General features: G+C 63.0%; 15 protein-coding genes. 11 read left to right on the forward strand and 4 right to left on the reverse strand.

Features of this window, described 5'->3' with window-relative positions:
* Both EOA16_RS07995 and sbmA read left to right on the forward strand, forming a co-directional pair.
* A partial coding sequence (locus tag EOA16_RS07995) for a YbfB/YjiJ family MFS transporter (RefSeq protein WP_127256980.1) occupies positions 1-627 on the forward strand: 627 nt, incomplete at its 5' end.
* 113 nt (positions 628-740) lie between these two features.
* Entirely contained in the window at positions 741-2000 is a 1260-nt protein-coding gene (sbmA, locus tag EOA16_RS08000; protein WP_127256981.1) for a peptide antibiotic transporter SbmA, read from the forward strand.
* A gap of 34 nt (positions 2001-2034) precedes the next feature.
* On the opposite strand, the gene EOA16_RS08005 is transcribed toward sbmA, so the two are convergent.
* The gene (locus EOA16_RS08005; RefSeq protein ID WP_127256983.1) at positions 2035-3033 is read right to left on the reverse strand and encodes a polysaccharide deacetylase; all 999 of its coding nucleotides are present in this window, start codon (positions 3031-3033) and stop codon (positions 2035-2037) included.
* A 191-nt stretch (positions 3034-3224) separates the two neighbouring features.
* On the opposite strand from EOA16_RS08005, the gene EOA16_RS08010 reads away from it, so the two are divergent.
* Both EOA16_RS08010 and der read left to right on the forward strand, forming a co-directional pair.
* The gene (locus tag EOA16_RS08010; protein WP_023808683.1) at positions 3225-3890 is read left to right on the forward strand and encodes a tetratricopeptide repeat protein; all 666 of its coding nucleotides are present in this window, start codon (positions 3225-3227) and stop codon (positions 3888-3890) included.
* Complete coding sequence (der, locus tag EOA16_RS08015) at positions 3887-5323, forward strand: ribosome biogenesis GTPase Der (RefSeq protein ID WP_127256985.1); 1437 nt, start codon at positions 3887-3889, stop codon at positions 5321-5323. The genes EOA16_RS08010 and der overlap by 4 nt, the downstream gene beginning before the upstream one ends.
* A 27-nt stretch (positions 5324-5350) precedes the next feature.
* On the opposite strand, the gene EOA16_RS08020 is transcribed toward der, so the two are convergent.
* Entirely contained in the window at positions 5351-6274 is a 924-nt protein-coding gene (locus tag EOA16_RS08020) for a LysR substrate-binding domain-containing protein (RefSeq protein ID WP_127256987.1), read from the reverse strand.
* Between the two features lie 118 nt (positions 6275-6392).
* Here EOA16_RS08020 and EOA16_RS08025 point away from each other — a divergent pair, with 118 nt between their 5' ends.
* The 7 genes from EOA16_RS08025 to EOA16_RS08055 all read left to right on the forward strand — a co-directional run bounded on the left by EOA16_RS08025 (position 6393) and on the right by EOA16_RS08055 (position 11965).
* Entirely contained in the window at positions 6393-7682 is a 1290-nt protein-coding gene (locus EOA16_RS08025; protein ID WP_127256989.1) for an MFS transporter, read from the forward strand.
* Between the two features lie 144 nt (positions 7683-7826).
* Entirely contained in the window at positions 7827-9011 is a 1185-nt protein-coding gene (locus EOA16_RS08030) for a cell wall hydrolase (protein ID WP_127256991.1), read from the forward strand.
* A 253-nt stretch (positions 9012-9264) separates the two neighbouring features.
* On the forward strand, positions 9265-9672 hold the full coding sequence (locus tag EOA16_RS08035) for an AtpZ/AtpI family protein (RefSeq protein WP_127256993.1): 408 nt from the start codon (positions 9265-9267) through the stop codon (positions 9670-9672).
* A 59-nt stretch (positions 9673-9731) separates the two neighbouring features.
* Positions 9732-10490, forward strand: coding sequence for a F0F1 ATP synthase subunit A (locus tag EOA16_RS08040; protein ID WP_013532843.1), 759 nt, complete (start codon positions 9732-9734; stop codon positions 10488-10490).
* 85 nt (positions 10491-10575) lie between these two features.
* The gene (locus tag EOA16_RS08045) at positions 10576-10800 is read left to right on the forward strand and encodes a F0F1 ATP synthase subunit C (protein WP_006206606.1); all 225 of its coding nucleotides are present in this window, start codon (positions 10576-10578) and stop codon (positions 10798-10800) included.
* 63 nt (positions 10801-10863) lie between these two features.
* On the forward strand, positions 10864-11463 hold the full coding sequence (locus tag EOA16_RS08050; protein ID WP_127256995.1) for a F0F1 ATP synthase subunit B: 600 nt from the start codon (positions 10864-10866) through the stop codon (positions 11461-11463).
* Between the two features lie 10 nt (positions 11464-11473).
* Positions 11474-11965, forward strand: a complete 492-nt coding sequence (locus tag EOA16_RS08055) for a F0F1 ATP synthase subunit B (RefSeq protein WP_127256997.1) — start codon at positions 11474-11476, stop codon at positions 11963-11965.
* A gap of 134 nt (positions 11966-12099) precedes the next feature.
* Here the strand turns inward: EOA16_RS08055 and EOA16_RS08060 are convergent, their stop codons facing one another.
* Together EOA16_RS08060 and EOA16_RS08065 are read right to left on the reverse strand one after the other, a co-directional pair.
* Positions 12100-12441 carry a hypothetical protein gene (locus tag EOA16_RS08060; protein ID WP_127256998.1) on the reverse strand — a complete coding sequence of 114 codons (342 nt, stop codon included), beginning with the start codon at positions 12439-12441 and terminating at the stop codon, positions 12100-12102.
* 31 nt (positions 12442-12472) lie between these two features.
* Positions 12473-13168 carry a ribonuclease HII gene (locus tag EOA16_RS08065; protein WP_127257000.1) on the reverse strand — a complete coding sequence of 232 codons (696 nt, stop codon included), beginning with the start codon at positions 13166-13168 and terminating at the stop codon, positions 12473-12475.
* Positions 13169-13239 lie beyond the last annotated feature (71 nt).

Here is a 13239-nt window from a genome sequence, read left to right on the forward strand (position 1 = left end):
GGTTTCGTCCTCGTGGCTCTGTTGGTCAACGAGGGTCCGCTCGGCAACGGCGAAGTCGCCCGCGAGCCGGCACTGCGGATGGACCGGTCGTTGGTCAAGGTTATCACCGCCTACGGCCTGTTCGGCTTTGGCTATGTGGTGACGGCGACATTCCTGGTCGCGATCGTCCGGCAAGGCGGCGGCAGCCGCGTCTTCGAAGCCATGGTGTGGATGGTCGCCGGTCTTGCGGGCCTTCCCTCGGTCTGGCTCTGGCAGAAGATCGCGGCGCGGACCGGCCTCTATGCCGCCTATGCGCTGGCGTGCTTCATCGAAGTTGCCGGCGTCACCGCCAGCGTCGCCATCGGCGGGGCCACCGGGCCGCTGCTTGCCGGCGTGCTGCTCGGCGGCACCTTCATTGCCATCACCGCATTTGGCCTGCAGGCCGCCCGGCAGCAGGCGCCAAGCGCGCCGCGTCGGATCTTCGCCCTGATGACGGCTGCGTTCGGCCTTGGCCAGATCATCGGTCCGGTCGCCGCCGGGTTTCTGGCGCAAATGTCGGGCGATTTCTTCCTCGCCTCGATCACCGCCGCAATCGTGCTGGTCGTCTCCGGCGCCATCACATGGTCGGCTGCGCCAAAATCGCCATGATTGTGGGCTTGCTGTGCCGGGCATCGGGCACGGGCATTTTCTTTCCCACTAATGTGTGACTTTATGCCCGCTGTCGTCAGCTGATTTGCGCCTAGATCGAGGAATTCGCCACAGTGTTCGTATCCTTTTTCCCGCAGCCGAAGCTGTTCTTCACTTCGGCCGCCGTCTGGAGCCTTGCGGCGATCCTGTTCTGGTTCTTCGGTGGTGAACAATTAGGTGCGGTTTTCGGGTTGCCGCCCGCCGCGGCCGGCGCGCCGCCCATCATCGGCATCGCCATCCTCGTATCGAAGCCGTTCCTCTGGTTCTATCTCTATTTCGCGTTCTGCGTGCTCGTCTTCTACGCATTCTGGAGCTGGTATTCGCCGCATCCGTGGCAGCGCTGGTCGATCCTGATGACCGCGGTCATCCTGTTCTTCATCTATTTCAATGTGCAGGTCAGCGTCGCCGTCAACGCTTGGTACGGGCCGTTCTTCGATTATGTCCAAGGACTGATGTCCGGGACGGGAAAGTCGACCAACGGCGAATTTTACATCGGATTGGCTGATTTTTCATGGTTGGCGCTGGTCGGCATGAATGTGCAGGTGGTCAATGCCTTCATCGTCAGCCACTGGATCTTCCGCTGGCGCACGGCGATGAACAACTACTTCGTCGAGAACTGGGGCAGGCTACGCCATATCGAGGGTGCCTCGCAGCGTATCCAGGAAGACACGATGCGGTTCTCGCAGATCATGGAAGATCTCGGCTCCAGCTTCGTCCAGTCGATCATGACCTTGATCGCATTCCTGCCGGTCATGATCCAGTTGCAGGCCCATATCACCGAGTTGCCGATTATCGGCGCGATCCCGCAGCCATTGGTGGTCGCAGCCCTTGCCTGGTGTCTGTTCGGGACGATCTCGGTCATGGTTGCCGGTCTGAAACTTCCAGGGCTGCAGTTCCGCAACCAGCGTGTCGAAGCCGCCTACCGCAAGGAACTCGTCTACGGCGAAGATCACGCGGACCGGGCGCAGCCGGCCACCACCGCCGAGCTATTCGAGAATGTTCGTCACAATTATTTCAGGCTCTATTTCCACTACATCTATTTCAACGTCGTCCGTTACACCTACCTGCAGGCCGACAACATTTTCTCGCTGCTGATCCTCGGCCCCTCGCTGGTAGCGCACAAGATAACGTTCGGCGCGCTGAACCAGATTTCGAACGCATTCGGCAAGGTGACCGGTTCGCTGCAGTTTCTGCTCACCTCCTGGTCGACCATCGTCGAGCTGCAATCGGTCCACAAGCGCCTGCGCGCCTTCGAGGCGACGCTGCAAGGCGAGCCGTTGCCGGATATAGACCAGCGCTACCTGGCAAGACAGGGCGCCGAGGATCCTGCCTAAAACCGAAGTCTAGAGATCGAATCGGGTTGGCGGCTCAGCCGCCGACCGAAACCTGCTTCTGGGAAACATCCTGGCGCGAAACATAGTCGCGAAAACTGATGCATTCGACATCCTGCCTGACGCAAACGTCGCCGGCAAAGCGCTCCAGTGCGTTCCAATAGGCGCCGTCATTCATCAGCGCGAAGTGGAAGCCGAGTTCCAGCGGAATGCGTTTTCCCGCATACTGCCTGTCGAAGGCGGCGCGAAAGGCGTCATAAGTCCGGTTGGCGAACTCGTCCGCCTGGCTTGGCCGCTCGAAGCCGCCGGAATGTCTGACATAAAGATTGTAGTCCATGGCGATCACCGGCCGTGACTTCGGTCCTTCCGGAATCTGCGGCAGCGAAAAGTGCATGATGCCGTTGCTGGCCGCCGGTCGGGCAGGACCCTGCGAGACGCCGCTGGCGTCGAATTGATAGCCGGCGGCCGGCAGCGCCTCGTAAAGCGCCTTGCCAGTCGACAGATACGGCGCGCGAAAACCGACAATCGCATGCCGCGCGAGATCGCGCCAGCCCCGGGGTTCGGGCGCGATGCCGTTGATCGCATATGCGTTCTCGAGAATGTGCTCGAACGAACCGAACTCTTTCAGCCAGTCGGCCTTGCTCCAGTCCTTGCCATCGAAATGGCCGCAGCCATGGCTGGCGATGTCGTGGCCTTCATGCGCGGCAAGCCCGATCTGTTCGAGCCGCTCGGTGACTTCCTGTTTCGAGGCGGCAAAGCCGATATTGGATTTGCCGGCGCTTTTGCCGGGTGCGGTGTATTCCTTGCGTGTTTCCGGCGATAGCAGGAAGACACAGGACAGAAAATAGGTGAAATGCGCGCCGGTACGCTGAGCCAGTGCCCGGCTGCGTTTCCACTGCGAAATGTCGCGCGCGCTGTCGAATGAAATGATGACGACCTGTTTCGGCTTTGCCGGCGCTGGCGGATCGGCCAAAGCCCCACCGGCAGTGGCGAATGCCGCAAGCGAAAACGCAACAACGCGGAGCGGACGAAGCATAGGCAATCTGATCTTCACTCGGGGAACGTCTGCAGGCCGGCTATCGCCTAAATGTGGCGCGGGTGCGGTGGGCCTTTTGGGCTGCTCACCTCGGGAATAGCCGATTTTCCGGTTGAACCCCTTCCATGCCGACAAAATTTCGCTAAAACGCGGGCTGACAAAGCCCGACCGGGCAGGAATGGTTTGATTTGATGTCCGACGACAGTTTTATCCGTGAAGTCAATGACGAGATCCGTCGCGAACAGGCGCAGGCGCTGTGGGACCGTTTTGGCCCAGCCCTGATTGTCGTTGCGATCCTCGTGGTGCTCGGCACCGCTGCCTTCGTCGGCTACCGCTATTGGGACGAGACGCGCGCCAACCGCTCCGGCGACGCGTTCTCGCAGGCGCTGAAACTTGCCAATGACGGCAAGAACGATGAGGCGCTGACCGCGCTCGATCAGTTGGAGAAGGATGGCTACGGCGCTTATCCGCTGCTCGCCCGCATGCGCGGCGCGACGGTCAAGGCGAACAAGGGTGACGTCCCCGCCGCCGTCAAGGATTTCGACGAAGTCGCCGCCGACACGGCCATTCCCCAGGGCATTCGCGACATGGCGCGTCTGCGGGCAGCACTCCTGCTGGTCGACCATGGCTCCTTCGCCGATGTCTCCAGCCGTGTCGAAGCGCTGACATCCGACACCAACACGCTGCGCCACACCGCGCGCGAGGCACTCGGCCTTTCCGCGTGGAAGGAAGGCAAGACCCAGGATGCGCTGAAACTGTTCGACCAGATCGCCGCCGACGACGGCGCCCCGCGCAACACCCGCGAGCGCGCAACGTTGATGTCCGAGCTGATCCGCGGGTCGGGCAGTGCGTCGTGACCTTCAAAGTCGCCATCATCGGCAGACCTAACGTCGGCAAATCGACTCTTTTCAATCGGCTGGTGGGAAGGAAGCTGGCGCTTGTCGACGACACGCCGGGCGTTACCCGCGACCGTCGCGTCCATGCGGCCAAGCTTTACGACCTGCATTTCGATGTCATCGACACCGCCGGCTTCGAGGATGCTGGTGCCTCGACCTTGCCCGGCCGCATGCGTGCGCAGACCGAGATCGCCATCCGCGAGGCCGACCTGATCTTCTTCACCATCGACGCCAAGTCCGGCCTGTTGCCTGACGACAGGACCTTCGCCGAGATCGTGCGCAAGTCCGGCAAACCGGTGGTGCTGGTCGCCAACAAGGCCGAGGCGAAGGGCGCCCAGGGCGGCATGCTGGAAGCCTGGGAGCTCGGCCTTGGCGAACCGATCCCGGTTTCGGCCGAACATGGCCAGGGCATGCCCGACCTGCGCGACGCCGTGATCGGCGCGCTCGGCGAAGCGCGCGCCTTCGGCGAAGAAGAAGATGGCGAAGACGAAGACGTCGCTGCCGGCGAGGTGCTGATCGGCGAGGATATCGCCGATCCGGATGCCGAGCACACCTATGACGACACCAAGCCGATGCGCATCGCCGTCGTCGGCCGTCCCAATGCCGGCAAGTCGACGCTGATCAACGCGCTGATCGGCGAAGAGCGGCTGCTCACCGGACCGGAAGCCGGCATCACCCGTGATTCGATCTCGGTCGATTGGGATTGGCATGGCCGCCGCCTGAAACTGTTCGACACGGCCGGCATGCGCCGCAAAGCCAGGATTCACGAAAAGCTGGAAGTGATGTCGGTGCAGGACGGCCTGCGCGCCATCCGCTTCGCCGAGATCGTCATCATCGTCCTCGACGCCACCATTCCCTTCGAGAAGCAGGATCTGCAGATCGCCGACCTGATCATCAGGGAAGGCCGGGCGCCGGTGATCGCCTTCAACAAATGGGATCTGATCGACCATCCACAGGAGCTTCTTGCCGAACTGCGCGAGAAGACGGAACGGCTGCTTCCGCAGGCGCGCGGCCTCCAGGCCGTGCCTGTCTCCGGCGAGACCGGGCGCGGCCTCGACAAGCTGATGGATGCCGTCATCAGGACGCACAAGGTGTGGAACAGCCGCGTCTCGACCGGCAAGCTCAACCGCTGGCTGGAAGGCATCCTGGCACACCATCCGCCGCCTGCCGTGGCCGGGCGCCGGCTGAAGGTCAAATACGTCACCCAAGCCAAGACCCGGCCGCCGGGTTTCGTTGTCCAGTGCTCGCGGCCCGATGCGATGCCGCAATCCTATGTCCGCTATCTCTCCAACAGCCTGCGCGAAGCCTTCGACATGCCCGGCGTGCCGATCCGCATCGCGCTGCGCACGTCGGACAATCCGTTCGCCGGCCGGGCGAGCAAGAAACGCAGCTGATTGTCGGCGCCTGCTGGCGCTGCATGATCACGCCACATTGCGCAGGTCGCCGTCGCTGGCCCGCGCATTTTCAGGCAACGCTTGCCGCGCTGCATCCAGCAGGATCTCGGCGAGGCGGGCCGCCACCGGCTCGGCGTCGGCGTCCTTGCGATGCAGGAACAACGCCATTTTGGGCAGTGCCGGCAGCCCGGCGATCTCCGGCGTCATCGCGCTGACGCTGGCCGGCAGGCCGATGTCGGTGCGGATCGTCAGCCCCAGCCCCGCCGCCACGGCTGCCCAGATGCCGCCAAGGCTCGGGCTGGAAAAGGCCATCCGCCACGACAGCCCGGCGCGGTCGAGCGTTTCGGTTGTCACCGTGCGCAGAAGGCATGGCGCTTCGAGCGCCACCAGCGGCAGCGGCTCACCGTCGCGCAGGCTGGTCTCGATGCGCTTTGCCGGCCCGATCCAACGCATCGGCACATCGGCGACATGCTCGCTGTAGGGCAGCGTTTCGCCGCAGTGCCAGGCGAGCGCGATGTCGAGGCTGCCTGACATGACCCTTTCGGCAAGGTCGTGGCTGCGTGCGATCCTGGCTTCGATCTTCACCTTGGGGTGTGCCCGAGCGAAGCGGCCGAGCACGTCCGGCAGCACCGCCTCGCCGAAATCTTCCTGCAAGCCGAGCCGTACCCAGCCTTCCAACTCGACGTCGTGGATGGCGGATGCCGCCTCGTCATTCAATTCGATCAGCCGGCGCGCATAGCCGAGCATGGTCTCGCCGGCCTCGGTCAAAGCGAGGCCGCGTCCTGATTTGCGGAAGATCGGCGTCGCCGCCTGTTCTTCCAGTTTCTTCAATTGCGCACTGACCGCCGAAGTCGACCGGCCAAGCCGGTCAGCCGCCTTGGCAAAGCTGCCCAGTTCCATGCCGGTGACGAAACTGCGCAGGACGTCGAGGTCGAAAGTTACGCGCCGCATGTGTAAGTCCCGATTTTCAGGATTGTAAGTTCAAAACTTCCTTATTTTCGGGATGAAATTATGGCGGTAGGGACAACTCGTCAAGGCCGGACCACTGGCCAGCACGGGAAATGAAATCATGTCCGCCATTGTCAATTGCACCGACCGGCAGCAGTCGGAACTCTTGGAAGATACCGGTCCCGCCGGGAGAGTGTTCAAGCCGGGCCATCGCTGGAAAGTCCTGGGCATCGGCGTTGCCGCCAATGCCGCCTTCTCGGCTGCGTTCTCCGGCATCCCGGCGACGGCGGTCGTTCTTCGCCAGGGCTATCACCTGGGCAATGCCGAGCTCGGCCTGGCGCTCGGCCTTCTCGGGCTGGGGGTCGCGCTCAGCGAACTGCCCTGGGGCTTGCTCACCGATCGCTGGGGCGATCGCCGCGTGCTTCTGATCGGGCTCGGCGCGACGGCGGCGTGGCTCCTGGTCATGGCGATGCTGGTCGTGCCGACAAGGACCGGTATCCCCGGCATCACGCTGCTGTCAGCGAGCCTGCTCATCACCGGATTGCTCGGCGGCAGCGTCAACGGTTCGAGCGGCCGCGCCATCATGGGCTGGTTTCGGGAAAACGAGCGCGGCTTCGCCATGAGCATCAGGCAGACGGCGGTGCCGCTCGGCGGCGGCCTTGGCGCGCTCGTGCTGCCCTCGCTTGCCCTGGCTTTCGGCTTTGCCGCGGTGTTCGGGGTTCTGGCGGGCGCATCCGCTCTGTCTGCCCTGTTCGCCTGGCGCTGGCTGCACGAGCCGCCGACTGCGGGCGAGGGCCATCTCGCTTCGGCTGTGGCCGGGCCGACGCCGCTGCGCAATCGCGATGTCTGGCGTATCGCGACCGCCATCGGCCTGCTCTGCTTTCCGCAGGTGGCCGTGCTCACCTTCGCCTCCGTGTTCCTGCACGACTTCGTTGGCTTGGGAACGGCGGCAATCAGCGCGAGCCTCGCCGCCGTTCAGATCGGCGCCATGGTCATGCGCATCTGGAGCGGCCGCTTCACCGACCGTCACGGCAATCGCCGCCAAGTTCTTCGCTTGTGCAGCGCGTTCAGCGCCCTTGCCTTCGCCGTGCTTTGGCTGCTGGTCCTGTTCGGCCCAACCGCTCCGGGCGGTCAGCTCATCTGGTTGGCGGTCCTTCCAGTCGTGCTAATTGCCGCAGGCATCTCGGTCTCCGCCTGGCACGGCGTCGCCTACACCGAGCTTGCTACCCTTGCCGGCGCCGGCCACGTCGGAACCGCGCTCAGCCTTGCCAACACCTTTGTTTTCGTTGGCTTCTTCCTGGTGCCGGTGGCCATTCCGGGGCTCTTGCATCTCTGGTCTTGGTCCGGCGTCTGGCTGGCGGCCGCCATCTGCGCGCTGATCGCCCGGCCGATCTTCCTGCGCCCGGCCTGAATGGTCGGCCGCAAAATCGCCCGACTTCGCAACCACGACCTCGGGCCGACCGGGAAAACCCGATCGAACCCGTTAACGTCCCATCAAGGTTAATGCATCATTTTGCTCTCCAGTGGGGTCTGTAGCGTTCCTGGAGAGAGTTCCGTGCATCGACGTGTGTTGAAGCGGCTGGTTGCCGCCGCCGGTGAGAGAAAACGTGACTTTCTGGGTCCGCTCGTCATCGGTCTCGGCATCTGGATCGGCTTTCCGACCGTCGCCGCCTATCAGGACATGACGAGCCTGGTTTCCGGCCTCGAAGCATCGAGCACGCGCTGGAATTCCTATGTCGAGAAATCCGTCGCCGGCTCGACCCATGCGGCCGAGATGCCGTTTGTCGATTCCGATGTCACCGGCTCCATTTCCGGATCGGGCGTCCACCTGGCCGGTGTCGGCAGCGTGTCGTTTCGCGGCAAGGGCGGCAAGGTCAGCGCCACATCAGATGAGGACCGCGTCGTGCGCGCCGAGAAGAAAGGGCGCATCGTCCAGATGTCTCCCGTGGCGCCGCCGAAGAACTTCAACGCTGGCTCGATCTTCGAGCGCACCTCCTCCTTGCTGCGGCCCAGCATGGACAGCGGCCTGAAAATGGCTTTCGCCAAGCCGCAGATCAAAGGCAAGGAAATTCAGATCGCCGCGGCATTCCATGCGCGCGAGGACAAGAAGCCGGATCCCGGCATGCCGGCCATGCTGGCAGCGCTGGTCAACAATGACCATCCGGACGTGCTGGCGACCGCCTATGCGCAGTCCGAGCCTGATTATGCCAAGGCATCGCCCTTCGAGGCCCTGCTTCAGGACGAGCAGCCCAATGAGGGCCGCTTCATTCCGCCGATGGCCAAGGGCGATCATTCGTGGATCCAGAATCCGCTGCCGGCGAGTGTCTTCTCCAAGAAGGAGCAGGCATGCCTTGCCAACGGCATCTATTTCGAGGCGAGGAGCGAATCCGTGCGCGGCCAGGCCGCCGTCGCCCAGGTCATCCTCAACCGCGTCCGCAATCCGACCTATCCGAATTCGATCTGCGGCGTCGTCTACCAAAACGACAGCTGGTTCAACCGTTGCCAGTTCTCCTTCGCCTGCGACGGCAGGAAGAAGCGCATCGATAGTCCAGCTGCCTACAAGACCGCCCAGGAGATCGCCATGGCTGTCACTGCCGGTAAGATCTTCATCCCGGAGGTCGGATCGTCGACCCATTACTATGCGCAATATGTCCATCCCGGCTGGGCGCGCACGATGCAGAAGATGACCAAGATCGGCCTGCATATCTTCTATCGGACCTATGGCGGCGGCTGGAGCTGAGTGCGGAGCAGCCGCTGATCTTTGATGTGGCGCGCAGCCGATCAAAGAGCCATTGCGCGGGGGATTCGCGCCATGCATCCTCGTCATCATGGCGGGCACGATGTCGCACCTCTGTAATCCATTGATTTCATTGCCTAAAATACATGGCAATGAACTTCCGCCCGTGGCTTGACGGGCGCAAACCCTCTAACTATGTTGCCGGCGACTTTAGAAGCGGACGGACGGTGACGGTCTGACCGGGCAGGGGGTTGCGATGGCCGACAAGAATGGGCCAGACGGAACCGGAGAAACCGGCCGCGGCAATCAGCATGAACCAGACATCCGCGACGACGATCTTGAGCGCCGCCGCCGTGACCTTGAAGCTTCGCTTGCGACAAGGCGGCCGGGCCGGCTCGAGGGGAAAGACGACGCGAAAGCGGGCAGTGTGGCCGGTTATGGTCAGGCGCTCAAACTCTCCAGCGAATTTATCGCCGGGGTGGTGGTGGGTGCCGGCATCGGCTGGATCATCGACCGTCTGGCGGGGACATCGCCATGGGGTCTGATCGTGTTTCTGCTGCTTGGTTTTGGCGCCGGAGTGCTCAATGTGATGCGTTCCGCCGGCGTTGTGGCAGAATTTGGACAGGGCGATAAATCGCGCCGTGACCAAGACGACAAGAAATGACCGCGCTTCATGTGCGGTAATGGTAACGAGGCCGTACGTGGCATTGACGGGGTTTGAACGTGGCAGCTGACAAGGTCGATCCGATCCACCAGTTCCATATCAACAAGCTGATTCCGATCGACATCGGCGGCTATGACCTGTCTTTCACCAATTCGGCGCTGTTCATGGTCGCAACCGTGATCGTCGCGGCTGGATTTCTGTTTCTCACGACGTCGAGCCGCAGCCTGGTTCCCGGGCGGCTTCAGTCGGTCTCCGAGATGGCCTATGAGTTCGTCGGCAACATGTTGCGCGACGCCGCGGGCACCCAAGGCATGAAGTTCTTCCCTCTCGTGTTCTCGCTGTTCATGTTCGTGCTCGTCGCCAACCTGCTCGGCCTGTTCCCCTATTTCTTCACCGTCACCAGCCACATCATCGTCACCTTCGGCCTTGCCGTGCTGGTGATCGCAACCGTGGTCGTCTACGGCTTCATGAAGCATGGTCTTGGCTTCCTGAAACTGTTCGTGCCGCATGGCGTGCCGGTCTTCCTGCTGCCGCTGGTGGTGCTGATCGAAGTGATCTCCTTCGTGTCGCGCCCGGTCAGCCTCTCGGTTCGTCTGTTCGCCAACATGCTCGCCGGCCACATCACGCTGAAGGTGTTCTCCGGCTTCGTCGTCAGCCTGAGCGCGCTCGGCGCGGTTGGCGTCGCCGGCTCGATCCTGCCTCTGGCGATGGCGGTGGCGCTGACGGCACTGGAACTGCTTGTCGCCTTCCTGCAGGCCTACGTCTTTGCCGTGTTGACCTGCATGTATCTCAACGACGCCCTGCACCCCGGGCACTAGGTCCAAAAGTTTCCGGCCCAAGAATTTCCAGCATTGGCGCCGGATGGAATCGCAACGGAATTTTAGATCCAAAGGAGTTGAACAAATGGACGCAGAAGCAGCAAAGTACATCGGCGCCGGCATCGCTTGCCTGGGCATGGGTGGCGCGGGCATTGGCCTCGGCAACATCTTCGGCAGCTACCTGGCGGGCGCACTGCGCAACCCGTCGGCTGCCGATGGCCAGTTCGGCCGTCTGATCTTCGGCTTCGCCGTGACCGAAGCTCTGGGCATCTTCTCGCTTCTCATCGCGCTTCTGGCCCTGTTCGGCTGAGCACTCGGGAAGATTGGACAGGCCGGCCGCGCAAGCGGCGGGCCTGAATTTCGGGGATAGTCCATGTTCGTGACATCTGCCTTTGCGCAAGAGTCCGCGCCATCAGCCGATACCAGCCACGCTGCGACGGAAGGCGAAACGCATTCCGGCACCAGCGTGCCTGCTGAAGCGCATGGCACGTTTCCGCCATTCGATCCGGCGACGTTCCCGTCGCAGCTTCTATGGCTGGCGATCACCTTCGGCCTGTTCTATCTCTTCCTGAAGCGGGTGGTGATGCCGCGCGTCGGCGGCATCATCGATGTCCGCAACGATCGCATCACGCAGGATCTCGACCAGGCGGCCAAGTTGAAGGGCGAGGCCGACGCCGCCGTTGCTGCCTACGAGCAGGAACTGGCGGAAGCCAAGACCAATGCCAACGCGATTGGCCAGCAGGCCAACGACGCGGCCAAGGCCGAGGCCGACACCGCTCGCAAGAAGGTCGAGGCCGCGCTCGACGCGAAGCTTGGCGAAGCCGAAGCCCGCATTTCTTCCATCAAGGCCAATGCCATGAAGGAAGTCGGCAGCATCGCCGAGGACACCGCTTCGGCGATCGTCGAGGCTCTGGTTGGCGGCAAGGCCAGCAAGGCCGAGATCGCGGCCGCGGTCAAATCCGTGGCCCGGTGAGGAGCGCATCATGGATTACACATCTCTCGCGACGCTCTGGGCCACGATAGCCCTGATCATCTTCCTCGGCGTTGCCGTCTACATCAAGGTGCCTGGCATGATCGCCAAGGCGCTCGACGCCCGCGCCGCCAGGATCAGCAATGAGCTGGACGAGGCACGCCGGCTGCGCGAGGAGGCGCAGCAACTGCTCGGCCAGTATCAGCGCAAGCGCAAGGAAGCCGAGCAGGAGGCCGCCGACATCGTCGCCGCCGCCAAGCGTGAAGCCGACATGCTTGCCGCCGACGCGCACAAGAAGACCGAGGACTACGTCGTCAGGCGCACCGCGCTTGCCGAACAGAAGATCGGCCAAGCCGAGCGTGACGCCATCAGCGAAGTCCGCGCCAGCGCCGTCGACATCGCCGTCGAGGCAGCGCGCGCGCTGCTCGCCGGCAAGATCGACGCCAAGGCCGGTGCAGATCTGTTCAAGGCTTCGCTTGTGGACGTGAAGTCGAAGCTGAACTAAGCGGTTGATTTAATCGCAGACATCAAGCCGCCTGGGCAACCTGGCGGCTTTTTTGTTGGGTGCTGGGCGCGACGTCGAAGCTGCCGATCTTCCCCCTCGTGGGGGAGATTGGCAACTCCGCCGTCGGTGGTGGGTCAGTTTGAAAATGGCGAGAGCAGAAGCTGCGCGAGTTGGTCGTCGATAGGAAAGTGAATCTGCGGCGTCGACAGCATGTGGATTACCTCTTGCGTTCGCTCGTCCGCGAACTCGATGTCATCGCGGATCTCAACAAGATCGGCCCATTCCTGTACGTCCTTCGCGTCAAGGTTCTCGGCCAGAAAACGCAAGAGAACGCTACGAATGTGATCGTAGGTCAGCCTGACGAGCGGTTTTGGATAGTCCCAGGGAAGCGTCGCTAGAAGCATTTCAAGCTCAGCAACCGGCCGATCCAACTCAACCAGTGAGTGGATGATAGAACGCCGTTCTTCCTCTCGCATGCTTTCGCCTGACCGCTACCCCGCCGTCAGCTCACTCCAGCCCAGCGAAGCTCTCTTCCTCGACAGCCTCAACGCCACCCAGCCGAAACGGCGCAAACGACACGCGGTGCAGCCGCGCCACCGGACCATGCGCCTCGATCGCCGTGCGATGGCGGACCGTGGCGTAGCCCATATGGACTTCGAACCCATAGCGGTCGTGATGGTTGCCGCACCCGCACATCATGCGGTCGCGCATCACCTTGGCGACGATCGAGGCGGCGGCGATCGATTGCGAACGCTGGTCGCCCTTGATCAGTGCGCGCCCTTCACAAGGCAGCCCCGGTGGCACGTCGCGTCCGTCGGCCAGCGCGAGCTTCGGTCGGACCGAGAGCCCTACCAGGGCGCGGCGCATGGCTTCCAGGCTTGCCTTGAGGATGTTGCTGCCGTCGATGCCCTCGGCGCTGATGGAGGCCATCGAGACCGCCTGGGCGGAGCCGAGAATTCGCAGGAACAAGGCTTCACGCTGCAAGTGGCTGAGGCGTTTGGAATCGTCGAGGCCGTCGGGAATGTTGGCGGGATCGAGCACAACCGCCGCGGCGACCACCGGCCCGGCCAGGGGGCCACGACCGGCCTCGTCCATCCCGGCGACCGGCCACAGGCCCTCCGCCATCGCCTTCGTCTCGAAGGAGAAGTCGGGCTTCTCGATGATCTCAAAGAGAGGCGGAGAATCAGAACGCGCGCGAGCCATGTTGCGGCGAGGTTCGCATCGGCTCCGATTCTCCGCAAGTCCCTCCGGTCGGGTGGGGCGCCGGACCGGGA

The sequence above is a fragment of the Mesorhizobium sp. M7A.F.Ca.US.008.03.1.1 genome, from assembly GCF_003997495.1.
Lineage (GTDB): Bacteria > Pseudomonadota > Alphaproteobacteria > Rhizobiales > Rhizobiaceae > Mesorhizobium.